Here is a 26,742-nt window from a genome sequence, read left to right as displayed (position 1 = left end):
TTTTTTATGATGTATACTGTTTTTCTTCAATGAGGATATCCGCTATAGTCCTGTTACGCTCAATGGTATCTTCCCACTGATAAGCGCTGAGCAGGAAAGCAATATTTTGTAAACTTTTCAGCCTTTCTTCACCCTTTAATAGATTTGAAAGAAGTAATGTTGCCGATTGGTGGACGGACAGGGAAGCATTTTCTACTACTGTATAGGCCAGTTTAGTTTTAAGCTCAGCATTTGGTTCTGAATTTTGAATAGCTTTCATTGTGCGCAGGACGGTGGACTCCGTTTCGTAAATCGCAATAACCAGGTCGGCAAGATTCATAAGCGTTTCCTGCTCGTTCTGAATAGCGTTTCCATACATTTGATAAGCGGCGCCCGCACAAACCAAATAAAGATCTTTGAATAAATGGACGGCTTCTTGCAATTTTTCTAATGGTCCTTCATTGTTTTTGAATTCACCATTTTTAAGGGAGAACTCGGCTTTCTCCGTGATGGTACGGGCATCAAATTCGCCTTTGCCCGCCTTTTTGAAAAATATACCGGGTATGAGGAGACGGTTAATTTCGTTGGTTCCTTCAAAAATCCGATTGATTCTGGAATCCCTGTAGGCTTGTTCTATCGGATACTCTTTAATGAACCCGGCTCCTCCATGCAGCTGCAGGGATTCATCCGCAATGTAATCAAGAGTTTCTGATCCAGTGATTTTACATATGGCTGATTCAAGAGCATGTTCGTTCATCGCTTGAGCGATTGCTTTATGATCACTGGATTCATAATAGCTGCCTAATACGGATTCAATGTGTCCTGCTGTTCTATAAAGAAGTGATTCGGCGGCATAGATACGAGCGTTCATTTTGGCGAGCTTTTGTTTGCTGGCATTAAATTCTGCAATGGTTTTACCGAATTGCTTTCTTTCGGTCGTATGGTCTATGGCAAGTTTCAAGCAGTACTTAGCCGCTCCATTTGTAGCAAACCCAAGGTTAAAGCGTCCTAGATTGAGTACGTTTAAGGCGATCAGGTGCCCTTTCCCTGCTTCACCTAACAGATTTTCAACAGGTACTTCACAATCTTCGAGAATGACTGAACAAGTGGATGATCCCTTGATCCCCATCTTGTCTTCTTCAGGTCCAATTGATAACCCTTTAAAAGTGCGCTCTACTACAAAAGCCGTGAAATGTACTCCATCTACTTTGGCATATACTATGAAAGTATCTGAGAATGCAGCATTGGTGATATAAATTTTTGTACCGTTTAAAATATAATGGGTACCCTCGCTATTCAAAGTCGCAGTCGTTTTGGCTGATAGAGCATCTGATCCTGCCTCTGGTTCGGTTAAACAATAAGCGCCAATATATTCCCCGCTTGCCAGCTTCGGTAAATATTTTTCTTTTAGTAAAGGTGTTCCAAAATAGGTGATCGGCAGAGTAGCAATACATGTGTGGTTGGAATGAGCCACACTATACCCGCTCGCATTTCCGAGAGCTTCACCTACAATCCCTTTACTGATTTTATCAAGGCCTAGTCCGCCGTATTGTTCAGGAATACTGTGACTAAGCAGACCGAGTTCACCTGCGTGCTTCATTTTTTCTTCTACAAGTTTAAAATTTCCCGATTCTAAATCTTTTCGATATGGGTGGATTTCCCGGGAAATAAATTGCCGAGCGGTGTCGCCGATCATTTTATGTTCGTCTGTTCGGTCTTCTGGAGTGAAAATAGATTCAGGAAGAATTTCATGGATTAAGAAACCTCCTCCTTTAACGATCGTTTCGAGCGGATTCATTTATTCAACCTCCTTAATTTGCCTGCTGTCTTGGTCATATTTACATATTGTATGCAGACTGCCTTCCTGGGCAGCAAACTTAAGCTCTCGCTCATGCATGCCAAAATCGAGCAGAATGTTCCCTATCTTAGTCGATCTAAGCAATTCATACGGAGATAAGGATAATCCATTATAGAACTGCAGAGCGGTTTGGGCTGCATCAGATAAGTTGAATGTTTCTTTTTCTACTAAATAGGATAGAAGGCTGCCTGCTCCATAAAAGTCTTCCATTGTAAAATGCCCGCTCGTACCAGAGCAGACTAATACGATTGTCTGATCACCTTTGTGTTGTTCTACTAAGTGTTTTGCCATTTCTCTATTATTTAACAGTGAAGAAGTATACAGATGTTCCGCTTGACTGGACCGATTGATAGCTACAGTACCATTAGTCGTTGATAGAATCAGATGTTTACCCTTGACTATAGGGTTCAGGTACGTTCTTAAAGGATGATAGAATCCATCGATAGTCCGCCCCTGTTCTTCCCCCGCAAGAATATAAGAATCTTCATCCAATGATCTGGCTTTTTCGCGGGCCTGGGCTTGATCGTAAACAGCGAATACTGACTCGGCTCCATCCTCAAGTGCCGCGGTAATCGTTGTAGTGGCAAACAATATATCGAATACGACAGCCACTTTACCTTTCATCTGCTCTGGTTCAATGTCTTCTTTTTTGAAAATGAGCTGGATATTTCTCATTATAAACCTGCCGTTTCTTCTGCGTGTTCAATTAAGTTATTTACAAAAACATTCATGTCAGCGAACCGCGGATCATTAGTTTGACCTTTTTTATACCGGTAGTAAATCTGCTGGACGATTCCTGCCAGCTTGAAATATGCAAAGGTTACGTAGACGTGGATTTGTTCCATGTCTCGCCCACTTCTTTGTGCGTAACGCTGTATGAATTCATCTCGTGTATAAAATCCATCCTGAATGGTTACTGGCGGTTTGCCCAGTCCTGTTTGAATCAGCCCAGGGTCGTCTTTTTCAATCCAGTAACTCATTGCGGCACCTAAATCGGCTAATGGGTCTCCCACGGTCGTCATTTCCCAGTCGAACAACCCGGTCATTTCCGCCTTTTCATTGAACATCGCATTGTTGAGCTTGTAATCGTAATGGATGATAGAAGCTTCATTTGAATCAGGTACATGATGGGTGAGCCATTTTTTCAGTCGTTCACCGGAGACTACGTCATCCGTACGAGCTTGATCGAATCTCTTAATCCAGCCATGAACTTGACGCTCCATAAAACCTTCAGGCTTGACCATTTGTTCGAGGCCGGTCGCCTTGTAATCTATGGAATGCAGTTCAACCAGCCGATCGACCATCGTGCTGGAAAGCTTTCTTGCGAGATCGGGAACGTCCTTCATCTCATCTGGAAATTCAGTGTCTACTACAAATCCGTGACGCCGCTCCATTATAAAAAATGGTTTACCTAACACTTTCCCTTCGTCAAAAACATAAGGTTCCGGTGCTAGTGGAAATTTATTGTGAAGCGCTTTTAGAACACGATATTCTCTTTCCATATCATGAGCTTTTGGAGCAACAGGTCCTTTTGGAGGACGCCGAAGAACCGCCTCCCAATCTCCTGCCTTTAATTCATAGGTCAAATTGGAATGACCAGCTCCAAATTGACGGACTTGGAGAGGTTCATCCGGAATCTCATCGAAATTCTGTCTTAGGAATTTTTCAATTTTTCTTCCATCAATTTCTTCGCCTTCTCGCACCTTCCGTGTATCCTTTGTCTCTTCCATGAATGAACCTCCTTACTTTGGAGCCAGCTGATGCGATTCCAGCTGCCTCTTCATATCTTCCGACAAAGGCTTGCTCAACTGCTTGTCAAAATCAAACTGAACGATTACAGAAGATCCTCTAGCGACTAAATCTCCCGACTCTTTTTCTAACATATCTTGTTCCAAGTGAAAGCTTGAATTCCCTATTTTAACGACTCTAGTGTTTATAAGTATTTCCTGGCCATAATACACCTGCTTAAGAAAATCGCATTTTATAGAAGCTAAAATGAAGTTCCAGTTTTCATCAACGAGTTTCAGCTCCTCAAAAAACTTAATTCTCGAGTCTTCCATATAGATAAAAAAGTTATTGTTATTTACATGCCCGAGTAAATCCGTTTCACAGAACCTGACTTGTATCACTGTTTCGTGCATTGTTCTTCTCCTCACTTTTTTACGTTAGATTGGTACGTATAAAAACCTTTTCCTGTTTTTCTTCCCAGTTCGCCAGCTTCTACTTTATCGACAAGTGTTTGAGAAGGCTTATCTTTAGGATCACCCGTTTCATTAAACTGTTGCTGCATTACATAATAGCCCACATCTATACCTGATAGGTCCATAAGTTCAAAAGGTCCAATTGGGTGACGAAGTGCTTTTCTCGCAATCTTGTCGATATCCTCAAAGTCTGCATATCCCCCTTCATATAAAGCCATAGCTTCTTTTTGTATGGCGAAGAGAATACGATTAGCGACAAACCCTGAGATTTCTTTTTGAAGCAAAACGGCTGTACGATTCATTCGTTTGCTGACCTCCATAACAACCTGAGCTGTTTCATCGGAGGTGTGCTCTCCTTTAACGACTTCTACGCAGTCCATAACCAGGGGTGGAAAAAAGAAATGCATATTACATACTTTCTCAGGCCGGCTAGTAGCATCAGCTATCAATGAACTTACAATAGTTGATGAATTAGTAGCTAAGACCGCATGTTTAGGAGCTAACTTATCGACTTCAGCTAAAACTTTCCGCTTAATATCCAGTTTTTCTACAACCGCCTCGATGATAAGATCAGCATCTCCTGCAGCCTCTCTTAGATCATTTGTAAAATAAAGATTTTCAAAAGCCTGGTCCCGTTCTTCTATCGTAATTTTATCTTTACCGATCCATTGGTCCATAATTTCTGTCAGTTTCAATCTTGCCTGCCGTAATGATTCATCTTTTACATCTTGAATACTCGTCTTGTATCCAGCCAGGGCACTCAGCATGGCAATTTGATGCCCCATGGCTCCGGCACCGATTACTGTAACGTTCTGCACATTCATTATGATTCCTCCTCAATACCTTGTAAGATCATCGTCATATAGATGTTTGTCAGCTGCTGTTCATCCACCTGACCGTCCGGCTCATACCAGAAATAACTCCAGTTGGCTACACCTAACACCGCATAAGATAGCATGTCAGCTCTTAAGTCAGACCGGAATTCTCCGTGTGACACTCCTCCTTCGATGACGTTCTGAATATTCTTTTGGAACAGATCTCTTTTCGGTAAAATTTCTTTCGTTTTTGCTTCGCTCAAATTTCTGATTTCCCTAAAGAAAACCATGGCACTGTCTGCACCACCTGCGATATTTTTCACCATCATCTCAACCATGGCATGGAGTTTTTCTTTATAAGACATTTCCTCCGCCTCTATGATCCTCTTCTGCTTATTTAGAAGGTCTGAAATGAATGAATCATGAATGTAAACAAGTACATCCTCTTTATTTTTGAAGTAGTAGTAGAACGATCCCTTAGTTATGCCATTGGCTTCGACGATGTCTTGTATAGACGTTTCTCGAAATCCTTTACGGCCGAATAGGGAGATACATGTATCAAGCATTTTTCCCTTCATGGCCTGGCCATCCCTTTCTTCTTTGATTGTCCGAGTACTCAACATGAAGCATGCATGCCGCCGTCTACAACGAGCACATCTCCAGTTACGTAATTAGAAGCGTTCGATGCCAGAAATAAAGCAGCTCCTTTTAAATCTTCTTCACTTCCAAACCTGGCAAGCGGTGTCCGATCCAAAATGAAATCTCCTCCCTGTTCAAGGACGCCTTTGGACATTTTTGTAGGGAAAAATCCTGGAGCCAGAGCGTTTACTTGAATATTGTTCTGACCCCACTTCACTGCTAAATCTTTCGTGAATGTGATTACCGCTCCTTTACTGGCGTTATAGCCGACCGTGTCCATAAACCTGGCATCAGCTCCGCCCAGTCCAGCTACTGAAGCGATGTTAATGATTTTTCCTGAGCGCTGCTTGACCATCACTTCCCCCACCTTTTGCGACATAAGGAAAGTGCCAGTTACATTGACATTCATGACCTTTTGAAAAGCTTCCAGTGGCATCTCCAGCACAGGGGCTCCCCATGTAGCACCACTGTTATTCACTAGAATGTCTATCGTGCCGAATTTCTCTAAAGCTTGATCGACGACTTGCTGCACATCTTCAGGGTTTGTCACATCGCAGGCTAACGACAAAGTGTCGACACCCAGTTGTTCTTTCAGACGTTCTGCAACTTCATCACAAGCTGCTTTTTTTCTGGAACATAAAACTAAGTTTGCTCCCGCTTCTGCCAAACCTTCTGCTATTTGCTCGCCTAGACCTCGTCCCCCTCCAGTCACAATGGCGGTCTTGCCTTTTAAATTGAACAGCTCCATTACATGCATCTATCTATTCCTCCTTATACTTAGATAATTCGAGTTTAGCTATCTGTCTTCTATGAACTTCATCAGGACCATCAGCTAAACGTAGTGTTCTTGAATTCGCCCATTGGGCAGCCAACGTGAAATCATCGCTGACACCCGCTGCTCCATGAGCCTGAATTGCTCGGTCAATCACCCTGAGTGCCATACTCGGTGCTACCACTTTAATCATGGCTATTTCTGATTTAGCAGCCTTATTTCCTACCGTATCCATCATATAAGCTGCTTTCAGTGTAAGCAGTCTCGCTTGCTCAAGTTCAATGCGAGAGTCCGCAATCCACTCCCGGACAACTCCTTGTTCTGCAAGGGGCTTATGAAAAGCCACCCTGCTTTGAACACGCTTACATAATTCTTCAAGCGCTCTTTCCGCAGCACCAATTAGACGCATACAGTGATGAATTCGTCCTGGGCCTAGTCTGCCTTGAGCGATAGCAAACCCTTTTCCTTCTCCTAATAAAATATTAGAAGCAGGAACTCTTACGTTCTCAAAATCGATTTCCCCGTGTCCGTGGGGAGCGTGGTCATATCCGAACACCGGCAGCATCCTTTTTATTGAAACACCTGCTGTATCTAGAGGGACAAGAATCATAGATTGCTGCTCGTGCCTAGCAGCTTCCGGATCCGTCTTCCCCATAAAAATAGCAATCTCACATCTTGGATCACCTGCACCTGAAGACCACCATTTCCGGCCATTTATGACGTATTCATCACCATCTCGCTCAATTCTAGCTTCCACATTGGTCGCATCAGATGAAGCTACGTCTGGTTCAGTCATAGAAAAACACGAGCGGATTTCTCCTTTGAGGAGAGGTTGCAGCCATCTATCTTTTTGTTCATCAGTTCCATAGCGTGTAAGAACCTCCATATTTCCTGTATCTGGTGCGTTACAGTTAAACACCTCCGGAGCCAGCAGTGAACGTCCCATAATTTCGCATAATGGCGCATACTCGCTATTCGTCAGCCCCGCTCCATATGTATCATCAGGCAGAAACAAGTTCCAAAGTCCTTCTTCCTTCGCTTTTGTTTTCAATTCTTCCATAATAGGCGGTACTCCAGCCCATCTTGATTCCTGGGCGTTTAATTGTTCTTCGTATACAATCTCATTCGGGTAAATATATTCTTCCATAAAATCATATAGCTTCTGCTGATATGCCTTCACTTTTTCCGAATAATCAAAATTCATATGAATCCACTCCTATTCTACCGTTAACATACCAAACGGTTAGTATGTACTTTCTATTCTAAATGGATAATTCTGAAAATTCAAGCGTTTAGTGAATGGTTATTCATTTAACTTTCTCATTTTTTCACTTTTCCCTACCGTCATAATTAACAGTTCATGTCTCTTCCCTAACAGGTCGTTCAGTCCGGTCACCTGTTCTCATCCCATAAATGTCGCCGTAAGAAGTAAAATTTTCAACCCGAGCAGATCGCGAAACTTAGACTTGAAGATAAGGAAGACTAATTAAATATCAACATATATTAAATATAGTCTTCAATCAAAAGAAAAAGCCTTACCTTCAAAAGGAAGGTAAAGCTTTTCTAAGCATGGATCACACAGTATTTCCTACGAATTGATCCAGGTTAATATTAGATTTCTCAGCTAGAGTTTTCCCTAGCTCTTCATCTGCCTGATAGAAGTTAGCGATTTGACGACCTACGATATTACGGTCTTCAATTTGATCGAAATCCATCATGACATTACGGATAAGTGCATCTTTCGTCTGTTGGTCATAGCTTCTATAAATACGACCGGCTTGACCAAAGTAGTTCGGTTTATCGATGATTTCGCGCCCAGCTGTGCCATTGATAGGCTGCGGCGGCTCTTCATATCCTTCCACTGGAGCGGGTTCTCCATCTTGACTATTCGGTTCATAGTTCGTATGGCGAACCCCGCTGTCGCGTCCCATGAATCCATCCTGCTGATGATTATTCACTTCAACTTTTGGACGGTTAATCGGCAGCTGCTGATAGTTCGGGCCTACACGATGTCGCTGAGTGTCTGAATAAGAGAATAGGCGTCCCTGAAGGAGCTGGTCTTCAGAAGGCAGCATTCCTGGGACAAGAACACCAGGGTTGAAACCGACCTGTTCCGTTTCTTCGAAGAAATTATCTACGTTTTTGTTTAACGTCATAGTTCCTACATGTTCCCAAGGAATGTCCTCTTCCGGCCAATCTTTAGTTGCATCTAATGGGTTAAAGTCAAAATCATTCAATTCATCCGGGTGCAGGACTTGAACATAAAGATCCCACTCCGGATAGTTCCCATCTTCAATAGCATTATAAAGATCTACTGTAGCATGGTTGAAATCTTTTCCTTGAACTTCCTGAGCTGCATCAGGAGTCAAGTTCTTTATACCCTCTTTCGGCTGCCAGCGCAGCTTGACATAAAACGTTTCTCCTTCAGCATTGTACCATTTGAACGCGTGTACACTTGACCCACGCATATTACGGTACGTTGCAGGGATTCCTTCATCAGTGAATAGGTGTAGCATCATATTCGTTGTCTCTGGAGACAGCGACATGAAGTCCCAGTAACGAGCAGGATCTTGAACGTTAGTTATCGGATCAGGCTTCAGTGAATGGATGACATCGGGAAACTTGATGGAATCACGAATAAAGAATACAGGAAGAGTATTCCCTACAAAGTCATAGTTTCCTTCATCTGTATAGAACTTAACGGAGAAGCCACGAGGATCTCGAGCCGTTTCAGGTGAATGTTTTCCATGAATCACTGTTGAGAAGCGAGTAAATAACGGAGTTTCTTTTCCTTCTTCCTGTAGAAAATCTGCTGTTGTATATTTTTTCATACTGTTTTTCGTAACAAAGACCCCATGGGCTCCTGCTCCGCGTGCATGCACTACTCGTTCAGGTATGCGTTCACGGTCAAAGTGAGCAATTTTTTCAATCATTTGATAGTCTTCGATAAGTATCGGGCCGTTTCTTCCTGCTGTTCTTGAATTTTGATTATCAGAAATAGGTACACCTTGGTTGGTCGTCATACGTTTTTTATTATTTTTTTCAGACATAATACCCTCTCTTTCATAAATTAAAATAGTATTCCCATCAATAGTCAGATGGCTACTATGGGCTTTGTATATGAAATACCCTTGTAAATTATAATTAAAACTATTTTTAAATAATTATTATCTGAAAATCCTTAAAAATTATATAAGAATAATTTCGAACTACGATGTTACAACAATTTTGGCTGCCTTTATAGATAGTAGGGACAAGCAATTTTAAAGACAGCGTCGCAAGCAAATGATAGACTATTCTTGTTCTCAATGATGAAGGAGGAATGGCAATGAATATATTTGATCCATATACATTACCTTCGGGATCAGAATTGAAAAATCGCATCCTGATGGCCCCTATGACAAATTTTCTATCAAATGATGATGGCACAGTTTCTCTTAAGGAACTTGACTATTATGCCCGGCGTGCTGGTGGAGTAGGTGCCGTGATTACGGCATGCGCTAATGTAAACGCACAGGGCAAAGGGTTCGATGGTGAAATCGGAGTAGACCGTGATGAGCTTATTCCCGGCCTGAGGAAATTAGCAGCCAGTATTCATGAGAAGGGTTCGAAAGCCATTTTACAAATTTACCATGGTGGACGTATGTGCCCGCCTCACTTAGTTCCTGACGAAGAAACGGTGAGCGCAAGTGCGGTCGCAGCTGAACGTGAAGATGCCCCGACACCGCGGGAGATGACGTCTGCAGAGATTCAGCAAACCGTTATCGATTTTGGTGAGGCTGCACGTCGTGCGATTGAAGCAGGCTTTGATGGTGTAGAACTCCATGGGGCAAACACCTACCTTCTTCAGCAATTCTTTTCTCCTCATTCTAACCGTCGTACAGATCAATGGGGAGGCAATGTACGCGATCGCATGAATTTTCCAGTCGCGGTTGTTGAATCTGTAAAAAACGCGGTAAATACTCACGCAAATGATCCTTTCATTATAGGATACCGATTATCCCCTGAAGAAAGAGAAGAGCCTGGAATTACTCTAGAAGATACCATGCAGTTTGTCGACGTTTTATCTGAACAAGGATTAGACTACGTTCATGTATCTCTCATGCAGTTTTCTCAATCATCTATAAGAAATGAAAATGACGATTATCCCGTCATAGAACTCATAACGGAAAGAATAGGCCATAAAGTTCCTGTCATGGGCGTAGGCTCCCTTTACTCTGTAGAAGATGTAAAACAATCATTAGAATTCGTCCCCCTCGTCTCATTAGGCAGAGAACTGCTCATCGATCCTGATTGGGTGCAAAAAGCTGAAACAGGCGAACCTGTGCGCACTAAGATGGACCCTGATAAAAAAGACGAAGTCGTCATCCCTGAACCAATGTGGACGAAGATTATGAGTGTACCAAACTGGATCCCCGTTAAAGAATAAATGAAAAACCGCCGTTTTCCTCATAATGGGAATACGGCGATTTCTTTAATAAAACGATTGTTTAATTCGATGATCCAGCCAGAAATTTCCGAACGGGATAAATGCTACGACAAACGCACTGGCCAGCCACAGGAACGACCAGCGGACCTTGTATGTCGTGTACAGCGCTATAAGAGCATAAGCAATAAAAAAGAAACCATGCAGAGCACCGACTACACTCACTACTTCCGGAATTCCAGCAATATATTTTAAAGGCATCGCAATCAAGACTAGGATCAGCAGCGATAGTCCCTCTGCAAAACCCGCCATACGAAAACGATGTAAAGGTTTATTATTCAACATTCCATCCTCCTTACAGTTCAAGGACTATTCTAGCATACTACACTATAAATCAACTGATCTTTGCTCCACTTGTTTACTATTTTCTAAAGTGTCGTGACTGTACGCTCAGCTATCTTAATAGATAGGGTGTTCGGGAGGCTTTCCGTGCTCATTAGTTTTATTTCGTTTCATCAATCATTCTCCTTAGGAAGTCCTCCGTAAAATTAGCTTGGGGGAGTTGCTGCACGATCCAATCAAATTCGCGGTCTAACAGCTGAGCGATTTTCTGTGCCGAATAAGAATGACGAGAAATCGTAAGTTCTTCATATATTTCCTTCAGTTCCTTCTTATGTTCTTCTGATAATGATCGTTCAATTGTCTTCAGTCCAAGCTGAGCCCTCTTTGGACAATATTTATGTAACAATATTCTCGCCGTATTTTCAGCCACATCATTTAATACTTTTACCGACCATAAATCATTACCTCGTCCCGCAGACTTCTTATACTGCAGCAGGAAAAAAGCGGCATCATCAACAGCATCCAGAAATTCCTGCTCACTGAGCCTTAAATGCTGCTCCCCTTTTTCCAACCGGTTTTCAGGATCGTACAGCACTTTTAAGTAATCCTTATGAATCAGTGTCTCGTCCGTGACTGTAAACAAGTCGACATGCAGCAAATCCTCATAGATCGCGATGATCTGTGGTGCAATAATAAAGATGTCATCATAAAAGAGGATTTCTTTATATACCTTGAGATGACGTACTCTATTCTTTAAAAAAGAGGATTCATCATCTACTAAAGCGTACAGATCCACATCTGAATGCTCATCCTCTTCCCCACGCCCCATCGATCCTTTTAAAAACACAGCTTTTACCAGCGGATCTTTCTTCAAACTTTCAGTAATTGCCTTAACCGCTTCTTTTTGTCTCATAATCTTCCCCACTTTTTTAAAGTTTCAGTGTTGTTTATGTAAACTCTCTTTTCTTGAATACTCAGTTTCATCCGATTAAAGGTGCTCGAAACTCCTTTCAACTCCACGGCTCTGGAAAATGATTATCCTGCTATTATTAAGAAAGTGGTTAGTCAGGCGATTTCGAGAAAGCAAATATAAATGAGGGAGCGGCGAGCCATTCCCCGCCACCGTAATCCACTCACCAAATGCCTCGGAATCATGTCTTCCGGATAACCGCTGTATGATTGAAAAACTCTTTTACGAATAATTAACCACGACATTTAGCATAGCTTTTAAAACTAAGATTCTAACATCATATCCTAAAATAAGGATGTTGGAAAGATAAGGAGATAATTTATACAAGTTAGAAAATTGCCAGGCTGAAATAGATACCTGCTTTGCCCAGATATCATCTTTAATCACACCCATGCACACTAAAAAGGAAGGAAAGCAATAAGCTTCCCTTCCTTTAAGTCAAATTGTTATCGAATTTGACCGTTACCCTTCATTAAGAACTTAACAGTTGTCAACGCTGGCAGACCCATAGGTCCACGTGCATGCAGCTTCTGTGTGGAAATACCGATTTCGGCTCCAAAGCCTAGCGCTCCACCATCTGTGAAACGGGTAGATGCATTATGGTAAATAGCTGCTGCATCTACAAGGCTTAAAAACAACTGAGCGGTTTCATCGTTTTCGGTAACAATCGCTTCAGAGTGCTTTGTACCATACGTTTCAATATGGCCAATCGCTTCGTTGACATCACTGACTGTCTTAACAGCGATGTCTGTGCTCAAGTATTCGTTGGCCCAGTCTTCATGACCGGCAGGAACAGCTCCTGGAATGACGCTTACAGCTTTTTCATCACCATGAACATTCATGTTATTGCGCTGCAGAGCTTCAATCAAAGCTTCACTGTTTTTCTCAAGCCATTCTTCATGAACGATCAGTGTCTCAGCTGCATTACATACTGCCGGACGGTCTGTTTTTGCGTTCACTAAAATATTGATCGCTTTTGTAGCATCGGCTTCTTTATCAACATAGATATGGCAGTTCCCTACTCCAGTCTCAAGAACTGGAACTGTGGCATTTTCAACAACAGCTTGAATCAGCTTGCCTCCACCACGCGGAATAAGAACGTCGATGTGTTCTTTCATTGTGAATAATTCATTCGTAGCCGCACGGTCAGTGCTTGCGATAAACTGTACCGCTTCTTTAGGGATCTTCGTTTCAGCTAATCCTTTGTGGATCACATCTACGATTGCCCCATTGGAGTTGATTGCAGAAGATCCGCCTTTTAATACGATCGCGTTCCCTGATTTCAAAGCAAGGCCCGTCGCGTCTACCGTGACATTAGGACGAGCTTCATAAATCATACCAATCACACCAAGTGGTACGGTCACCTTTTCAACTTGCAGGCCATTGTCTAACGTCCAGTCTGTAAGAATGTTTCCTGTTGGATCTTCAAGCTTAGCTACTTCACGTAAACCATTTGCAAAGTCCGCAACACGTTCTTTGGATAGGGATAATCGATCCATGAAAGCTTCAGAATATCCTTTTTCTTTTCCGTTCTCCAAATCTTTCTCGTTCGCCTGTAAAATGGTTTCGTATTCTCTCTCTAGTACGTCTGCTAAATGGTTCAGCGCTTCATTTTTCTCTTTTTCAGAAAGCACCATCAGTTTTTTTGAAGCTTTTTTAGCTTCTATCGCTTGTTCCTCCACGTTCACATTACCTTTTGTTAGTGTCATCCAAGACCTCCTTGAAAATTTGGGACCCACTTTAGTGGGGATAGATACTTTGGAACAGGAAGGCGATCCAGTACGTAACTGGCCCCTTCACCTTAATACTTAAACGCCTACCGGCAGTTTCACTTCTAAGTGGCAGACTAAATCTTTACTTTCAATTGCGGCAAGTTCATATGATTCAAGTTCTGGGTCAGTCAAACCAATCATTTTCTCCAACTGTTTAGAAGAGTAATTCACTACACCTAAACCTACTTCTTCGCCATCTAAATCATAGATACGAACGACAGCTCCTTTTCTAAAACGGCCATTGACGTGATGGACGTTAACCGGATGCAGCCCTTCTTTCATATCAACGATCGTTTGACGAGCACGATGATCGATAGTGACTTCACCTTCTGGACCAGAATTGAAGGCAATCCATTGTTTCTTCGCATTCAAGTTCTCGGTTTCTTTCGTCGGTTCAAAATAAGTTCCGACGGCGTTACGATAAACTGCATCATATACGATATTATCGGTACCTGCTTTCCCTAAGAAGGATGAGATTCCTGAAGCCATAGCAATCTTGAATGCATCGATTTTTGACTTCATTCCTCCTGTACCTACAGCGCTGCCTGGATCTCCAGCGGCTGCTTCAATTTCTGGAGTAATTTCGTGGACTTTATCGAGAAGCTTAGCATCGCTGTCTTTTCTAGGATCTGCGTCATAAAGCCCATCAATATCTGAAAGAATGATAAGTTCATCGGCATCAACGAGACCAGCGACTTTTGCGGATAGTGTGTCATTATCTCCAAATTTTAAACGATCAATAGTTATCGTGTCATTTTCGTTTACTATTGGAATAATGCCACGCTCAAGCAGAACATTGATTGTATTTCGAGCATTGTTGTAACGATGTTCATCAGAAAAGTCGCTTCTGGTAATTAGTATTTGAGAACCCATATACCCATGGGATAGGAATAAGTCAGAGTAGGATTCGATGAGCAACCCTTGGCCAACTGAAGCTGCAGCTTGTTTTTCCGGTAAAGAATCCGGACGCGTCAGACAGCCCAGCTTACGATAACCAGCTGCTACTGCACCAGAGGATACGAGTAACACTTCATGCCCGTCGTCCTTTAGACGCACAACCTCATCTACTAATTTCTCTAGCTTTCGTCGGCTGATTTCTCCGTGAAGACTTGTTAATGAACTACTGCCAATTTTAATAACTACACGTTTCTTGTTCGTGTCGTTAACCAATGTATCACTCCTATTTTCTCTGTTTAGTCTATTACTGCGTTTAGATGGTATCGTCATATTATTTAGATCCGACGAGCATTCCTTCGAGTTCCTTGCTCATTTCCTTCGAACGGCTTGCTGCTCCTTTGATCGCTTCAGAGATTGCTTCTCCTCCACCGGATTGATGAAGAGCTTCAAGGCCCGCCGCTGTTGTTCCGTTTGGTGATGTTACATTTTGTCTTAGTTCAGATGGACTCTCATCACGTTCGAGCATCATTTTTGCTGCTCCTAGAAGGGTCTGAGCTCCAATTTCACGTAAAGTTTCACGATCCATTCCTTCTGCGTTACCAGTTTCTTCGATATGCTCCATAAGGTAGTAGAAATATGCTGGTCCGCTTCCCGCAATACCTGTGAAAACGTCCATTTTATCTTCATCGATTACAAATACCTCACCGATTGCTTTCATTAATTCTTTAGCTACCATAACGTTGTCCATGCCCGTGTAGTGCCCTGGGCAGACTGCTGTAGCTGATTCTCTAAGCATGCTTGATGTGTTTGGCATTACGCGGATGACCTGCTGACCATCATTCAGGCGGTCTTCCATATAAGAAGTAGAGATTCCAGCAAGCACGGAAACGAGTACTTGATCAGAATCAATTCTATATCTTAAGTCTTCAAGAACAGCATCTATATCTTTAGGTTTCATAGCCAAAATGAATTGGTCTACTTCACTATAATTTAAGTCATTTTTCAAAACAGTACGCACACCGTACTTACTTTGAATTTCATTTAAACGATCTTGATTACTTCGATTTGTAACAATGATTTGATGGGCAGGAATACTTCCTGATTCAACCATTCCGGAAATCATAGCTTCTGCCATTGATCCTGCACCTAGAAAAGCAATTGTTTGTTTAATCATTTGGGTGACATCTCTCCCGTTCGCATTTTTTGTTCGCTCAATTCATGACGTTTTTCATAATAACACTAGTAAAAACTGAATCAAGGGTTATTTTGCATGTCATGTCTATATCGTCCAATTAGTGAGTGTAAACGGTTTCTTAGCGAGATATTTCCGCTTCATCGCTTCTCATAGCAAATAATCACTACTCACGCGCCTATACAGAGATTGAATTTCCTGAAAATGCTTAAATTTGATCGGTCGGAATTTTCTAAAAATTGCATCATGATGCGATTTTTGCACAAAAAAAGACCCTCATTCAAAAGAAGGCCTTATTGTATGAAACGACTATATTTATTTAATTGTTGTCTTAGGTCTCCGATTGGTACAAAACGAGCCATTCTTGCAAGTTCTTTACCTTCAGATAGCAAGATGACGACTGGTACCGTAAAGACTGTATATTCTCCCGCTATGTCCTTTATCTCTCTACTATCGACGTGGATCGGGTCGACGTGAGGGAAGTCCTGCAGCAATTCTTCCACCTGGGGAAGCAGAGAATGGCAAACGGAACATCCTGGCTGGGATATATAAACGAGCGACAGAGCTTTTTGACTCACGTGTTTACGCACTTCTTCTATAGAATAAGCTTTTTCCATTGATTTCACCTCTTTCCTATTGTAACAACTATCTCTTCCAGATGATCATTTCATGACTTATACTGAATAAAAGAGGTGATTTACGTGACTATCCTAACTATTGCTCTAATTGGGGCTATGATCTTGATTGTTTTGCTTGTTCTTATAGACTCGGCGAGGAATGGGATTACACCTACCCCCACTACAAATAAAGAAAAAAACGCAGCCCTTCAAATCGCTCAGCCAATGAACCCTTCCACAATCGCTGATTTGGGTGCTGGATTTGGAACGATGGCTTTTTCATTAGCTGAACAATTTCCCGATGCTAAAGTGACTGCTTACGAAACGGCGACCATCCCCTGGCTCTTTTTAAAAATCAGAAAAATAGTTCAGCCGAGAAAGAACGTCATCATTAAGAAGACTGATTTTATGAACGAACAATTATATACGTACGACTTGCTCTATACTTATTTATATCCTAAAGCGATGGATCGTCTTCAGATAAAATTGCAGCACGAACCCACAACCTTAATATCAAACTGTTTTGCTATGCCCGACTGGAACCCATCTTTAATATGGCCGGTTGAATCAAAAGTAACTTACGGATCGATCTACCTTTATAGGAGAAACCCAACATCTTTTCCTCCTATTAGTTAAAGTGGGCAATGACAAGTAAGATATTCCTACTCTTGCATTCCTTTGACCACTCCGCTATAATTTTCTCAATACTTAAATTCTGTGAAAAAGAGAGTAACTGATTAACGGCTTTAAGCGAGTCAGGGACGGTGGGAGCCTGACAGCTGATAATGAGTGAACCGGACTTTGAAGAAGCTAGTCTGAAATGTAAGTAGGACAAAGCCGGGGAAGACCCCCGTTATCAACTTCGAGTGGCTACCCCTGTAGCTATAAGAGTGGCACCGCGAGCAAATACCTCGTCTCTTTTTTGAGACGGGGTTTTTTAATTTTAAGGAGGTTTTTTTATGGAAAAACACGTACTCGCCCTGCAATTATCGCAAATCCTCGGAGAAGAATTCAACCGAGATTGGATATACGAGCACATAGAAATACCTAAGCAGGAAAAAATGGGGGATTTGGCTTTCCCTTGCTTCAAGCTCTCACCAGCCTTACGCAAGCCTCCTCAAGACCTGGCGAGCGAACTTGCACCACAATTGAAGCATGATTTATTTGAGAACGTTCAACCCGTCGGAGGATACATCAACATCTTTCTGAATCAACAGTTCATCACTGAGCATACTCTCAAGCAAATTCTTACCGAGCAAGAGAACTATGGCAAACATACTTTTGGCGAAGGAAAAACAGTCGTTTTCGATCTATCCGCACCAAACATTGCTAAACCCTTCTCTATGGGGCATCTAAGATCTACTGTTATCGGAAATTCGCTAGCCAATTTAGCAGCGAACTACGGATACGAAACCGTTAAAATCAACTATATTGGAGACTATGGGACTCAGTTCGGAAAATTACTGTCCGCTTATAAGAATTGGGGCGACGAAGAAAAGATACGCGCAAACCCATTAGCTGAATTGACAAAGATATATGTGAAATTCCATGAAGAAGCCAAAGAAAACACCCTGTTAATCGATGAAGGGCGTCACTGGTTCAAAAAACTAGAACAGCAAGATGAAGAAGCACTAAGATTATGGAGATGGTTTAAGGAAGTATCATTAGAAGAATTCGAGAAGATCTATCAGCTGCTCGGAATTGAATTCGACCTCACGCGTGGAGAAGCCTATTACAACGATAAGATGGACGCCACTGTCGAATTACTTAAGGAACATCAATTATTAGAGGATTCTGATGGGGCCAAGGTGGTAAGACTGGACGAGGAAGGAATACCTCCATGCCTTATCAAAAAAAGTGATGGAACAACCATTTATGCAACACGTGATTTAACAGCAGCGATCGATCGCTTCAACAGTTATTCATTTGATGAAGCTCTTTATGTAGTAGGTCATGAGCAATCACTGCACTTCGCACAAATCAAGCATGTATTAAACAAGCTCGGGTTCAACTGGGCGCAAAATGTAAAGCATATCTCTTTTGGAATGATGCTGCAGGATGGCAAGAAGATGTCTACGCGCCAAGGGAAAACGATTTTATTAGAAAATGTTTTGAAGGAAGCCATCCAACAGGCAAGTGACAGTATTGAAGAGAAAAACCCCCAACTTAGAAATAAAGAAACTGTGGCCAGACAAGTTGGCGTCGGAGCCGTTATTTTCCACGACTTAAAGCAGGACCGCCGAAACGATGTGGAGTTTTCGATTGAGGATATGCTTAGATTTGAAGGGAACACCGCTCCTTATTTGCAATATTCTTATGTACGCGCCCAATCTATTTTGCAAAAGGGAGGTTTCAAAGTCGACGCAAGCAACCCTTTTCTTTCAGATGAAAAGGCTTGGAGCCTTATTAAACAAATACGTAAATTTCCTGAAGCTACAGCTAAAGCATACAAAGAGTATGATCCCAGCCAAATAGCTAAATACCTGCTCGATTTAGCGAAAACCTTCAATCAATATTATACGCACACAAAAATTTTACAGGGAGAGCAGCAAGATGCGAAATTAACATTAGTTTATGGATTTTCCCTTGTTTTAAAACAAGGTTTATCTTTGTTAGGAATTGAAGCTCCAGAAGAAATGTAGGACCGTGGCAATCGCTCAATGTATTTTGATAAAATGCTGACCTATGTATGGTAAAGGGATACATTCCTATTTATGCGAGTTCACACAAAGCGGGGTCGTTAGGGTTGTTCCAGGGCAACGAGCTTTTCCTTCCAAAAAATCTGCAAGTTGCTTGAAAAGAGTTAAATCAAGTGTGAGCAAATCCTTCATATAATACGTCTGTTTACTATATAATGTTCTATTGTGAACACACAGGAAAAGGAGATTATATATGGACGGAAATACAACAGAAGAGCAATATGAATTTTTAGCAGACGATCCGGATTTCAGCGTAAAGCCGGTCATGTTTTCCCTGATTATCGGTGCGTTTTTTGCTATTTTGAATGAGACTTTATTAAATATAGCTTTGACATCCTTGATGGAGGTTTTTGAAATAAATGCTCCAACTGTCCAATGGATGGTTACAGGGTTCATGCTAATTATGGGAATATTGATTCCCGTGTCCGCATTTTTACTGCAGACTTTTACAACTCGTCAAATGTTTATCGGAACAATGTCCATTTTCACCATAGGAACAGTACTTTGTGCTGTTGCACCCACTTTTTCTTTTTTACTGGCGGGACGTCTGATTCAGGCGGTCGGTACTGGACTGCTGATTCCGATTATTTTCAATACCTTTCTTCTCATCTTTCCGCCTGAACGTCGCGGGTCTGTCATGGGGTTAGTTGGACTGGTCATCATGTTCGCTCCCGCCATTGGCCCGACTTTATCCGGTATAATTGTGGAATACTTAGGATGGAGATTTTTATTCATTACGGTCATTCCTTTTGCTGTCTTTTCTATCCTATTCGGATATAAGTACTTAAGGAATGTAGGAGAAGTGACGAAGCCGAAAATCGATCTGCTATCTCTCCTGCTTTCTACGGTAGGATTTGGAGGAGTTGTACTAGGGTTCAGCTTCGCAGGTGAAGGTGAAGCGGGTTTCCTTGAACTCCAGGTAATCAGCTTTATTATAGCCGGAGTGTTATCTCTCGTTATCTTCACCTTAAGACAATTAAAACTTGATGATCCACTTCTCGATGTGCGTGTTTTCAAGTACCCGATGTATTCTATTGCACTTGTAATGTTCATCATTGTAATGATGTCGATGTTTTCTTCTGAAATCATATTACCGATGTTCATGCAGGGGCCGCTTGCATTAACTGCTGCAACAGCAGGTCTGATCCTGTTGCCCGGAGCGCTTCTAAACGGACTGATGTCACCTGTGATGGGAAAGCTATTTGATAAATTCGGTCCTAGAAGGTTGATTATCCCTGCTGCTTTCGTGTTGACGGTGACCATGTTCTCGCTCAGCCAGGTAGGAACAAATACTCCTATTTACATCATCGTGATCACCTATATGTTCTTGATGCTTTCCGTTTCAGCTATCATGATGCCTGCACAAACAAATGGTTTAAATCAGTTACCGAAGCGTCTTTATCCACATGGAACAGCAATCATGAATACGTTGCAGCCTGTTTCAGGCGCTATCGGTGTTTCCGTCTTCATAAGTATACTAACTTCAAGGGAGGAGAGCTTCCTTCAAAACGCTGAAAACCCAGCTTCTGAAAGTGCAATGACCCAAGCCACCGTGGCTGGGGTAGAACTTGTCTATTTCGTTGCATTTGCTGTAGCACTATTAGGATTTGTCCTCTCCTTGTTCGTAAAGCGGGCACATCCTAGTGATGTAAGTGAAGCTTCTTCTTGATCCATATTTTCGCCTTGAACTGAAATCATGATAAAATTGAGGTAATGAAACCCATTCAAAAGGGGCGCCAAAGTATGTATCCTATTTATTATGCCATCATCATCATCGTTTGTTTGATCGCACTGTTTGGAACGATCAAAGTAGCACGTGACTTGGTAAAGCAAGAAAAAGAAGATGATTCAACGACAGATGAGCTTACGAGCTTAAAAGAAGATCGCCCGGTAAGAGATTCCAGTGTACGATTATTAACTATGATCTACACCATTACATTCATCATTTCGATCATACTGATGTGGATATTTGTATTTTAAGTCCCGTGTTGATATTCATATAATCTCTCTTTAGTGGAACACTCAGTTTCAAGATGTTAGGGCTGTTTCCGTTACGTTTGACAGCGTTTGGAGGTCCGGGAAATCACTCGCTTTCCGTGGGAGCGCGGTGAGCCTCCTCGGACGTCCCGTCCTGCGGGGTCTCACCAAGCACTCTTTTCCCACAGGAGTCTCGCAATTTCCCGGACCTCCTTGCGTTTGTCAGGTTCAAGGAAACATCTGAGACAGTGTTTTGAGTGTAGTACAGATCTTTTCGAGTGGCAACGACAAGTCGCCCCGTTTCCAATATCCCATTGCAACAAATTGATCTTTTCATGGCTAAATGTTCATTTTTAAATAGGCCATGTCACAGGCGTTTAATCGCTTTTGTCTTCTTGGATAAGATTAATTGTAATCCATTTCAAAAGAATGTATAGGGACTGGATTGAGCTGTCGGAGATAAAAGAAACCAGAACAAAATGGCTCGATGTTGACTTGCCAGTCTAGTTAGTCGCTAAGCTCTTTAGCCGAAATACGTAGCTAAGATGAGAGATCAGAAGTTTTCCCAGTGCCAGGGGGTTCGTTCATTCCATATCGTACGGGGTGGTTGGGAAGCTGCGAGACTCCCGTGGGAGAAGGATGTAGACGAGATCCCACAGGGCTGCAAGCCCGAGGAAGCTTGCCACTTCCCCCACAGGAAAGCGAGTAGCTTCCCAACCACCCCTCACTATCAATACGGCAAAGAACCCAGACTAAAGCGAGTCTTCCGCTATCCTGCCATATTGTTGAATAAACATAGCCTTAAACAAAGATAACGAAACCGACCTTTTGCATTAGAAGTAACTGACCTCCCTATACTCCCTTCTCTGATTGCATGCCATGACTACTAAGCAGGTTAAGCATGGCAGACTCCCCAAAAACCAATCGGATTTCCTACGAACGGCTTATCTCTCCTTTTCTTAACGTAACCATCACCTCTTATTCCATTGACTTAATCAAGATACCTTCGACGTCGCTTTTTAATATTGAACATACAGGGAATATTAAGAATACACTATATTAGATGAGTACACTCACTCCACTTGAAAAGAGGACAAATGATGGAACCTATATCCTTTCAGAATGTCTCCCGTTCCCAAATGACGTTTGATGAGGTGTTTTCCCATATTGAATCTTTCATGAAGGAAGATCCATATGGTCATTATAAGTTGATGCTCGGAACCGATTCGCAAATTCACCCCGGTCACACCCTTTTTATTACCGGCATTGTGATTCACAGGGTAGGAAAAGGGGCATGGGCATGCTTCCGAAAGAAAATCGTGCCGCGAACTATGAAAGTTTTACACGAACGAATTTCTTATGAAACGTCTTTGACGGAGGAAATCGCCTCACTATTCACAGAAGAAAAAATCGATCAGTTAGTTGAAGTTATCCTCCCCTATATATACAAAGATGCCAGCTTTACGATGGAAGGCCATATTGATATCGGTGCCGGCGATCGTAACCGCACGCGTCTGTATGTAAATGAAATGATGGCACGTATCGAATCGCTGGGGTTTGAACCTAAAATCAAACCCGATTCTATCACGGCGAGCAGTTATGCCAATAAATACACAAAGTAAGTAGAATTATAAAACTTTTACTTGTTTCGGCTTTCTTGTGGCAAGATAGACTCCTAGGAAAATAATCACCAGTCCGGCCACTAAGTTACTTGTAATTGGTTCTTCCAGCAGCACATATCCCCATATCATTGCAGTAATCGGAATGAGGTAGGTAACTGAAGTCGCAAATTCAGCACTTCCGTTCTTCACCATATAGTAAAATAATAAATGAGCGATTCCCGAGCCGAAGCAGCCTAATCCGATAATCGAAATCCACACTACCGGCTCCCCCAACGTCTCTCCACTCAATTGTGATACCGTCCCTGTAAAAAGCATTCCAATGAAACCTACCACTGCTGCCACGAACAATGAACAGGTAGTTACTAATAATATTGCAGTTCCTTGCAAATATTTTTTAGTGAATTGGGAAGCAAAACCATAAGATATGGTAGCTATAATCATCGTTCCTATCCCGATGAAACTTTCTCTGAACAATTCCAATATGTTAAACTCCATCAAGACTAGAATACCAGCGAAACCTACAGCGATTCCTACCCATTGACGCTTTTTCAGTACGATTGAAAAAAATAAGAACCCGACAAGACCTGTACAAATAGGAGTCAAGGCATTCATAACTGCTGCTGTACTGCTATGTATTTCTGTTTCACTCCAAGCTATAAATCCCCATGGAATCCCTGCATTGAAGATCCCAACAAATACTAAAGACTTCCAGGGAATCGGTCGAACGATCTGCTTCCTTTTCGCCCATAATAAAGGAAGAAGAATCAACGCACCGGCTGAACATCTAAGGAATACTGTTCCCCAAACACCAACAGGATCCAGCAGCCATTTAATAAAAACAAAGGACAAGCCCCAAATTAAACTTAACCCGATTAAAGCACTATACAGTCTCATTCAGCTACCCTACTTTCATTAAAAACACACCCCTCTAATTTAGAAAGGTGTGTCGACCTGCTTACTTCGTTTCTTTCAAGACCTCTAAGACTTCCGAAGGTTCAGCGCGATCTTTGTAATCAGCTTTTGTATATTCATAAACGATTGTTCCTTCCCGGTCGATTACATACGTTGCGGAGACGGGAAGTTCCCAAGTTTCATCTCCATTATGCTCATCCACGTTCAATCCCTTGTCTTTATAAATATCGACGAGGTAATCGGGCAAAGGATATACCAGGTTGAATTCTCGGGCTGTCTTGTTACCTACATCGCTGAGCACATGAAATTGAAGGTCATTCTTCTGTGCGGTTGAAAGAGAATGATCGGGTGTCTCCGGGCTGATTGCAATCAGTTCTCCTCCGGCTGCATGAATGTCGTTTAAAATTTGCTGGTACTCTCTAAGCTCCATATTGCAATAAGGGCACCATCCGCCTCGATAGAACGTCACAATGACCGGGCCGACGCTCAGTTGGTTGGAAAGACTGATAGGGTTGCCGTTAGGATCGGGAAGCGTAAAATCCGGGGCTTTCTCTCCTTTTTCTAGTCCCTCCCCTTCTTTAGAATGTTGTAATTCATCAATAGCTTTTTTCATTTTCTCCTGGACATCCTCAGGGGCTGTCTGCTTGAACTTTTCAATATACTCTTCGTAGCGCTGTTTCATTTCTGTTTTCAATTGAACAACTCCTTATTTGGTATAAAATAAGTATAATAGACTTCTCTCATGTATTGAAAGTAAAGCGATTATTCATCGTCAATTACGTTGGGACTTGTTACGAACCAGGCGAGACCAACGGCTAGTAAACCTGCTGTCAACTTCCCCGCCATTACAGCTCCCACGATTTCCTTTTCAATCCCTGCGACAAAACCAATATGACTCCCAAAAGCAAAGGCGCCGCTCACAGCAAAGGCTGCGTTCATCACTTTTCCCCTTGGGTCCATATTTTTCATAACGGCAAACATAGGCAGGTGGTGCGCTAAAGAAGCGATGATACCCGCTATAGACTCAGATGCAATTCCCAAACGAGAACTGGCCGTTTGCCATAGTTTTTGTCCTTTTTTATTGATAAAAGCTACTAGTGGATAAGCCCCCGCAAGGGTTATTGTGATTCTGCCTACAATGCTGATGCCCTCGTTTAAAGGTGCCATTCCAGGGATTACGATGAAACCTGTCAAAGTCTCTATTATAATAGCTGCTAACCCCGCCATAATAATGAGCTCTATTCCTTTACCGAACTTTGAGAAAATAAAAATAGTTCCTTTAGTAAATTTCCATAAGCCTATCCCAATCCCAATGGACAGGATAACGGAAGGGATCAAATTCCGGACCATCCAAAAAAGCTCATAGCCAGCTAATGCACCACCCACGAGACAACCTGCAGGCACAGTAGTTAAACCGATGAGAATGCCACGGGCGAAATAAGTCTGGTCCTGCTTTTGAATGATTGTGAGGGCGACAGGTATAGTGAATACCAGCGTAGGTCCCATCATCGTTCCTAAAAAAGCCCAGGAAAATGTGGCTGCCCCTTCGCTTTCAGCCAGTGCTTCGGATAATGGATAGGCTCCCATGTCGATAGCCAGCACCATGGAAGCAAACATAGAGGGATCGGCACCAAACCACTCGAAGAATGGGGTGACGATTGGAGAAAGACCCTTTGAAATTACAGGGGCGAGTGAAATGATTCCAACCATAGCTAAAGCTAGCGGCCCCATCATCAAGAAAGCTTCATGGAATTTTTCTCCAAGGCCTAACCGATTTTGTAAAAGGGTATAATCTACTGCTCCAATGACCATAAAAGCCGCCATTAATAATAGAATTGCATCGTTAACCCACATGTCTTCCCTCCTCGTTTACTAAGCTATAATCCATGAAAATATTCTCTTAAAAGCCTATATCCACTAAGTGATTGATTTCATTTAGAAGTTCTGGATGCTTTTCTTTAGATTGATAGCTCAGTGTGCCCGCTTGTTCAGGACTTTCGGGCATGAGGAACCTTCCATCCTCTAAAACGGCAAAACTATAATCCCCCTCAGATCCTTTTGAAAGTTCTCCTTCATTTGAGAAATTATACGTATACACATCCTGGCTCTCCATCTCTTCACTCAATTCTCCTGGTGATTTTTTCTCAATATCCATTCCTTCCACTTTATCCAGGAGGGCTCTTTTGATCTCAGCATCCTGCTTCACACTAGTCAGCCCGTCTGTAGATACCCCCTCTTCTACCTTTTGGATATAAAGCGTGTCTGAAATTTCCTGCTCCTGAAGTGTTACTGAATCTACGCCCTGTCCACAACCACTAATGATCGCAATCAGAGCAGTGCTAAGTATATAATATTTAATAAGTTACCCTTCTTTCTTATCCACAGATTAGTTATAGGTTCATTTAAAAGGGTACCCTTACCATACGTCAAGTGTAAGAAAGGTGGGAGCTTAAGATGATCAAACTGGAGTATTTTACACAATCAGATTTCGATCATTTAATTGGATGGATAGACTCGCCAGAATTTCTACTTCAATGGGCCGGGCCAAACTTTACCTATCCTCTGACGACCGATCAGCTGATGCATTACATTGGAAATGCTAATACAAAGAATGCCCCTGTATTTGTATATAAAGTCGTGGACGAAGCGGTAGATCAAACTATCGGACATATCAGTTTGAAAATAGACCGCCAAAATAAGGCGGGACGTATAGGAAAAGTATTAGTAAGCGAAGAAGCACGCGGAAAAGGAATAGCTGGCGTCATGATTGAGAAGATTTTGTATAAGTGTTTTGCAGAGTTACATTTGCATAAAGTCGGACTTGGAGTGTTTGATTTTAATGAACCAGCTATTCGTGTATATAAAAAAGCTGGATTTAAAGTAGACGGTCTTTTGAGAGATCACCGAAAATATAATAATGAATACTGGGGTTTATATGAGATGAGTATGTTGCATTCGGAATGGAAAGCAAAGAATATATTTTGATGCAATGACCCATATATTTGTATAACTCACATTTCCTCAAAGAAATTTCGACATTTTTCAAAACGTT

26 protein-coding genes and 1 other annotated feature are annotated in these 26,742 nt (G+C 42.0%); of the genes, 7 read left to right on the top strand and 19 right to left on the bottom strand.

The window, feature by feature from the left end:
• Positions 1 to 4 precede the first annotated feature (4 nt).
• The 9 genes from O2Q26_RS06825 to O2Q26_RS06785 form a co-directional block, all read right to left on the bottom strand.
• Positions 5 to 1,777, bottom strand: coding sequence for an acyl-CoA dehydrogenase FadE (locus O2Q26_RS06825; RefSeq protein ID WP_289215180.1), 1,773 nt, complete (start codon positions 1,775 to 1,777; stop codon positions 5 to 7).
• Entirely contained in the window at positions 1,778 to 2,512 is a 735-nt protein-coding gene (locus O2Q26_RS06820) for a 2-phosphosulfolactate phosphatase (RefSeq protein ID WP_289215179.1), read from the bottom strand. It abuts the gene before it with no gap.
• A complete protein-coding gene (locus O2Q26_RS06815; protein ID WP_289215178.1) occupies positions 2,512 to 3,567 on the bottom strand; it encodes a phosphotransferase family protein in 1,056 nt (351 codons plus the stop codon). The genes O2Q26_RS06820 and O2Q26_RS06815 overlap by 1 nt, the downstream gene beginning before the upstream one ends.
• 12 nt (positions 3,568 to 3,579) lie before the next feature.
• Positions 3,580 to 3,978, bottom strand: coding sequence for an acyl-CoA thioesterase (locus O2Q26_RS06810; RefSeq protein ID WP_289215177.1), 399 nt, complete (start codon positions 3,976 to 3,978; stop codon positions 3,580 to 3,582).
• An 11-nt stretch (positions 3,979 to 3,989) separates the two neighbouring features.
• Positions 3,990 to 4,862 carry a 3-hydroxyacyl-CoA dehydrogenase family protein gene (locus O2Q26_RS06805; RefSeq protein ID WP_289215176.1) on the bottom strand — a complete coding sequence of 291 codons (873 nt, stop codon included), beginning with the start codon at positions 4,860 to 4,862 and terminating at the stop codon, positions 3,990 to 3,992.
• Complete coding sequence (locus O2Q26_RS06800; RefSeq protein ID WP_289215175.1) at positions 4,862 to 5,431, bottom strand: TetR/AcrR family transcriptional regulator; 570 nt, start codon at positions 5,429 to 5,431, stop codon at positions 4,862 to 4,864. The genes O2Q26_RS06805 and O2Q26_RS06800 overlap by 1 nt, the downstream gene beginning before the upstream one ends.
• 38 nt (positions 5,432 to 5,469) lie before the next feature.
• A complete protein-coding gene (locus tag O2Q26_RS06795) occupies positions 5,470 to 6,249 on the bottom strand; it encodes an SDR family oxidoreductase (RefSeq protein ID WP_289215174.1) in 780 nt (259 codons plus the stop codon).
• Between the two features lie 4 nt (positions 6,250 to 6,253).
• Positions 6,254 to 7,468, bottom strand: coding sequence for an acyl-CoA dehydrogenase (locus O2Q26_RS06790; RefSeq protein ID WP_289215173.1), 1,215 nt, complete (start codon positions 7,466 to 7,468; stop codon positions 6,254 to 6,256).
• Between the two features lie 370 nt (positions 7,469 to 7,838).
• The gene (locus O2Q26_RS06785) at positions 7,839 to 9,314 is read right to left on the bottom strand and encodes a catalase (protein ID WP_289215172.1); all 1,476 of its coding nucleotides are present in this window, start codon (positions 9,312 to 9,314) and stop codon (positions 7,839 to 7,841) included.
• Between the two features lie 278 nt (positions 9,315 to 9,592).
• Here O2Q26_RS06785 and O2Q26_RS06780 point away from each other — a divergent pair, with 278 nt between their 5' ends.
• Positions 9,593 to 10,693 (top strand): NADH-dependent flavin oxidoreductase, encoded by a 1,101-nt coding sequence (locus O2Q26_RS06780; RefSeq protein ID WP_289215171.1) that lies wholly within the window; start codon positions 9,593 to 9,595, stop codon positions 10,691 to 10,693.
• A gap of 45 nt (positions 10,694 to 10,738) precedes the next feature.
• Here O2Q26_RS06780 and O2Q26_RS06775 read toward each other — a convergent pair whose 3' ends face one another.
• The 6 genes from O2Q26_RS06775 to O2Q26_RS06750 all read right to left on the bottom strand — a co-directional run bounded on the left by O2Q26_RS06775 (position 10,739) and on the right by O2Q26_RS06750 (position 16,480).
• On the bottom strand, positions 10,739 to 11,035 hold the full coding sequence (locus O2Q26_RS06775) for a DUF3817 domain-containing protein (RefSeq protein ID WP_289215170.1): 297 nt from the start codon (positions 11,033 to 11,035) through the stop codon (positions 10,739 to 10,741).
• A gap of 157 nt (positions 11,036 to 11,192) precedes the next feature.
• Positions 11,193 to 11,945 (bottom strand): nucleotidyltransferase domain-containing protein, encoded by a 753-nt coding sequence (locus O2Q26_RS06770; RefSeq protein ID WP_289215169.1) that lies wholly within the window; start codon positions 11,943 to 11,945, stop codon positions 11,193 to 11,195.
• 503 nt (positions 11,946 to 12,448) lie between these two features.
• Positions 12,449 to 13,711 carry a glutamate-5-semialdehyde dehydrogenase gene (locus O2Q26_RS06765; protein ID WP_289215168.1) on the bottom strand — a complete coding sequence of 421 codons (1,263 nt, stop codon included), beginning with the start codon at positions 13,709 to 13,711 and terminating at the stop codon, positions 12,449 to 12,451.
• Positions 13,712 to 13,810: 99 nt separating this feature from the next.
• Positions 13,811 to 14,944 (bottom strand): glutamate 5-kinase, encoded by a 1,134-nt coding sequence (gene proB, locus O2Q26_RS06760; RefSeq protein WP_289215167.1) that lies wholly within the window; start codon positions 14,942 to 14,944, stop codon positions 13,811 to 13,813.
• Positions 14,945 to 15,002: 58 nt separating this feature from the next.
• A complete protein-coding gene (proC, locus tag O2Q26_RS06755) occupies positions 15,003 to 15,845 on the bottom strand; it encodes a pyrroline-5-carboxylate reductase (protein WP_289215166.1) in 843 nt (280 codons plus the stop codon).
• A gap of 311 nt (positions 15,846 to 16,156) precedes the next feature.
• Complete coding sequence (locus tag O2Q26_RS06750) at positions 16,157 to 16,480, bottom strand: thioredoxin family protein (RefSeq protein WP_289215165.1); 324 nt, start codon at positions 16,478 to 16,480, stop codon at positions 16,157 to 16,159.
• A gap of 84 nt (positions 16,481 to 16,564) precedes the next feature.
• On the opposite strand from O2Q26_RS06750, the gene O2Q26_RS06745 reads away from it, so the two are divergent.
• The 5 genes from O2Q26_RS06745 to O2Q26_RS06725 all read left to right on the top strand — a co-directional run bounded on the left by O2Q26_RS06745 (position 16,565) and on the right by O2Q26_RS06725 (position 22,778).
• On the top strand, positions 16,565 to 17,116 hold the full coding sequence (locus tag O2Q26_RS06745; RefSeq protein WP_289215164.1) for a hypothetical protein: 552 nt from the start codon (positions 16,565 to 16,567) through the stop codon (positions 17,114 to 17,116).
• A 72-nt stretch (positions 17,117 to 17,188) separates the two neighbouring features.
• Positions 17,189 to 17,402 (top strand) — a binding site (T-box leader).
• 37 nt (positions 17,403 to 17,439) lie between these two features.
• Positions 17,440 to 19,122 carry an arginine--tRNA ligase gene (gene argS / locus O2Q26_RS06740; protein WP_289215163.1) on the top strand — a complete coding sequence of 561 codons (1,683 nt, stop codon included), beginning with the start codon at positions 17,440 to 17,442 and terminating at the stop codon, positions 19,120 to 19,122.
• Positions 19,123 to 19,372: 250 nt separating this feature from the next.
• Positions 19,373 to 20,848 (top strand): MDR family MFS transporter, encoded by a 1,476-nt coding sequence (locus O2Q26_RS06735; protein ID WP_289215162.1) that lies wholly within the window; start codon positions 19,373 to 19,375, stop codon positions 20,846 to 20,848.
• Between the two features lie 74 nt (positions 20,849 to 20,922).
• The gene (locus O2Q26_RS06730) at positions 20,923 to 21,159 is read left to right on the top strand and encodes a hypothetical protein (RefSeq protein ID WP_289215161.1); all 237 of its coding nucleotides are present in this window, start codon (positions 20,923 to 20,925) and stop codon (positions 21,157 to 21,159) included.
• Positions 21,160 to 22,256: 1,097 nt separating this feature from the next.
• The gene (locus O2Q26_RS06725; protein WP_390216829.1) at positions 22,257 to 22,778 is read left to right on the top strand and encodes a ribonuclease H-like YkuK family protein; all 522 of its coding nucleotides are present in this window, start codon (positions 22,257 to 22,259) and stop codon (positions 22,776 to 22,778) included.
• A gap of 6 nt (positions 22,779 to 22,784) precedes the next feature.
• Here the strand turns inward: O2Q26_RS06725 and O2Q26_RS06720 are convergent, their stop codons facing one another.
• From O2Q26_RS06720 to O2Q26_RS06705, 4 genes are all read right to left on the bottom strand, one after another.
• Entirely contained in the window at positions 22,785 to 23,672 is an 888-nt protein-coding gene (locus tag O2Q26_RS06720) for a DMT family transporter (protein ID WP_289215159.1), read from the bottom strand.
• A 61-nt stretch (positions 23,673 to 23,733) separates the two neighbouring features.
• Positions 23,734 to 24,384: a peroxiredoxin-like family protein gene (locus O2Q26_RS06715; RefSeq protein WP_289215158.1), complete on the bottom strand. Its 651-nt coding sequence runs from the start codon at positions 24,382 to 24,384 to the stop codon at positions 23,734 to 23,736.
• 68 nt (positions 24,385 to 24,452) lie between these two features.
• Entirely contained in the window at positions 24,453 to 25,544 is a 1,092-nt protein-coding gene (gene eutH, locus O2Q26_RS06710; RefSeq protein WP_289215157.1) for an ethanolamine utilization protein EutH, read from the bottom strand.
• Between the two features lie 46 nt (positions 25,545 to 25,590).
• A complete protein-coding gene (locus tag O2Q26_RS06705) occupies positions 25,591 to 25,896 on the bottom strand; it encodes a hypothetical protein (RefSeq protein ID WP_289215156.1) in 306 nt (101 codons plus the stop codon).
• Between the two features lie 248 nt (positions 25,897 to 26,144).
• Here O2Q26_RS06705 and O2Q26_RS06700 point away from each other — a divergent pair, with 248 nt between their 5' ends.
• Positions 26,145 to 26,675, top strand: a complete 531-nt coding sequence (locus O2Q26_RS06700) for a GNAT family N-acetyltransferase (RefSeq protein ID WP_289215155.1) — start codon at positions 26,145 to 26,147, stop codon at positions 26,673 to 26,675.
• Positions 26,676 to 26,742: the final 67 nt, after the last annotated feature.

This window comes from Halobacillus campisalis (assembly GCF_030345335.1).
GTDB lineage: Bacteria > Bacillota > Bacilli > Bacillales > Halobacillaceae > Halobacillus_A > Halobacillus_A campisalis.
The sequence above is the reverse complement of the archived record's forward strand: the minus strand, read 5'-3'. Positions and strand labels throughout refer to the sequence as shown.

Coding starts and splice junctions, on each gene's coding strand:
- O2Q26_RS06825 (WP_289215180.1), bottom strand. CDS start 1,777: ATGAATCCGCTCGAAACGATCGTTAAAGGAGGAGGTTTCTTAATCCAT.
- O2Q26_RS06820 (WP_289215179.1), bottom strand. CDS start 2,512: ATGAGAAATATCCAGCTCATTTTCAAAAAAGAAGACATTGAACCAGAG.
- O2Q26_RS06815 (WP_289215178.1), bottom strand. CDS start 3,567: ATGGAAGAGACAAAGGATACACGGAAGGTGCGAGAAGGCGAAGAAATT.
- O2Q26_RS06810 (WP_289215177.1), bottom strand. CDS start 3,978: ATGCACGAAACAGTGATACAAGTCAGGTTCTGTGAAACGGATTTACTC.
- O2Q26_RS06805 (WP_289215176.1), bottom strand. CDS start 4,862: ATGAATGTGCAGAACGTTACAGTAATCGGTGCCGGAGCCATGGGGCAT.
- O2Q26_RS06800 (WP_289215175.1), bottom strand. CDS start 5,431: ATGAAGGGAAAAATGCTTGATACATGTATCTCCCTATTCGGCCGTAAA.
- O2Q26_RS06795 (WP_289215174.1), bottom strand. CDS start 6,249: ATGCATGTAATGGAGCTGTTCAATTTAAAAGGCAAGACCGCCATTGTG.
- O2Q26_RS06790 (WP_289215173.1), bottom strand. CDS start 7,468: ATGAATTTTGATTATTCGGAAAAAGTGAAGGCATATCAGCAGAAGCTA.
- O2Q26_RS06785 (WP_289215172.1), bottom strand. CDS start 9,314: ATGTCTGAAAAAAATAATAAAAAACGTATGACGACCAACCAAGGTGTA.
- O2Q26_RS06780 (WP_289215171.1), top strand. CDS start 9,593: ATGAATATATTTGATCCATATACATTACCTTCGGGATCAGAATTGAAA.
- O2Q26_RS06775 (WP_289215170.1), bottom strand. CDS start 11,035: ATGTTGAATAATAAACCTTTACATCGTTTTCGTATGGCGGGTTTTGCA.
- O2Q26_RS06770 (WP_289215169.1), bottom strand. CDS start 11,945: ATGAGACAAAAAGAAGCGGTTAAGGCAATTACTGAAAGTTTGAAGAAA.
- O2Q26_RS06765 (WP_289215168.1), bottom strand. CDS start 13,711: ATGACACTAACAAAAGGTAATGTGAACGTGGAGGAACAAGCGATAGAA.
- proC (WP_289215166.1), bottom strand. CDS start 15,845: ATGATTAAACAAACAATTGCTTTTCTAGGTGCAGGATCAATGGCAGAA.
- O2Q26_RS06750 (WP_289215165.1), bottom strand. CDS start 16,480: ATGGAAAAAGCTTATTCTATAGAAGAAGTGCGTAAACACGTGAGTCAA.
- argS (WP_289215163.1), top strand. CDS start 17,440: ATGGAAAAACACGTACTCGCCCTGCAATTATCGCAAATCCTCGGAGAA.
- O2Q26_RS06735 (WP_289215162.1), top strand. CDS start 19,373: ATGGACGGAAATACAACAGAAGAGCAATATGAATTTTTAGCAGACGAT.
- O2Q26_RS06730 (WP_289215161.1), top strand. CDS start 20,923: ATGTATCCTATTTATTATGCCATCATCATCATCGTTTGTTTGATCGCA.
- O2Q26_RS06725 (WP_390216829.1), top strand. CDS start 22,257: ATGGAACCTATATCCTTTCAGAATGTCTCCCGTTCCCAAATGACGTTT.
- O2Q26_RS06720 (WP_289215159.1), bottom strand. CDS start 23,672: ATGAGACTGTATAGTGCTTTAATCGGGTTAAGTTTAATTTGGGGCTTG.
- eutH (WP_289215157.1), bottom strand. CDS start 25,544: ATGTGGGTTAACGATGCAATTCTATTATTAATGGCGGCTTTTATGGTC.
- O2Q26_RS06700 (WP_289215155.1), top strand. CDS start 26,145: ATGATCAAACTGGAGTATTTTACACAATCAGATTTCGATCATTTAATT.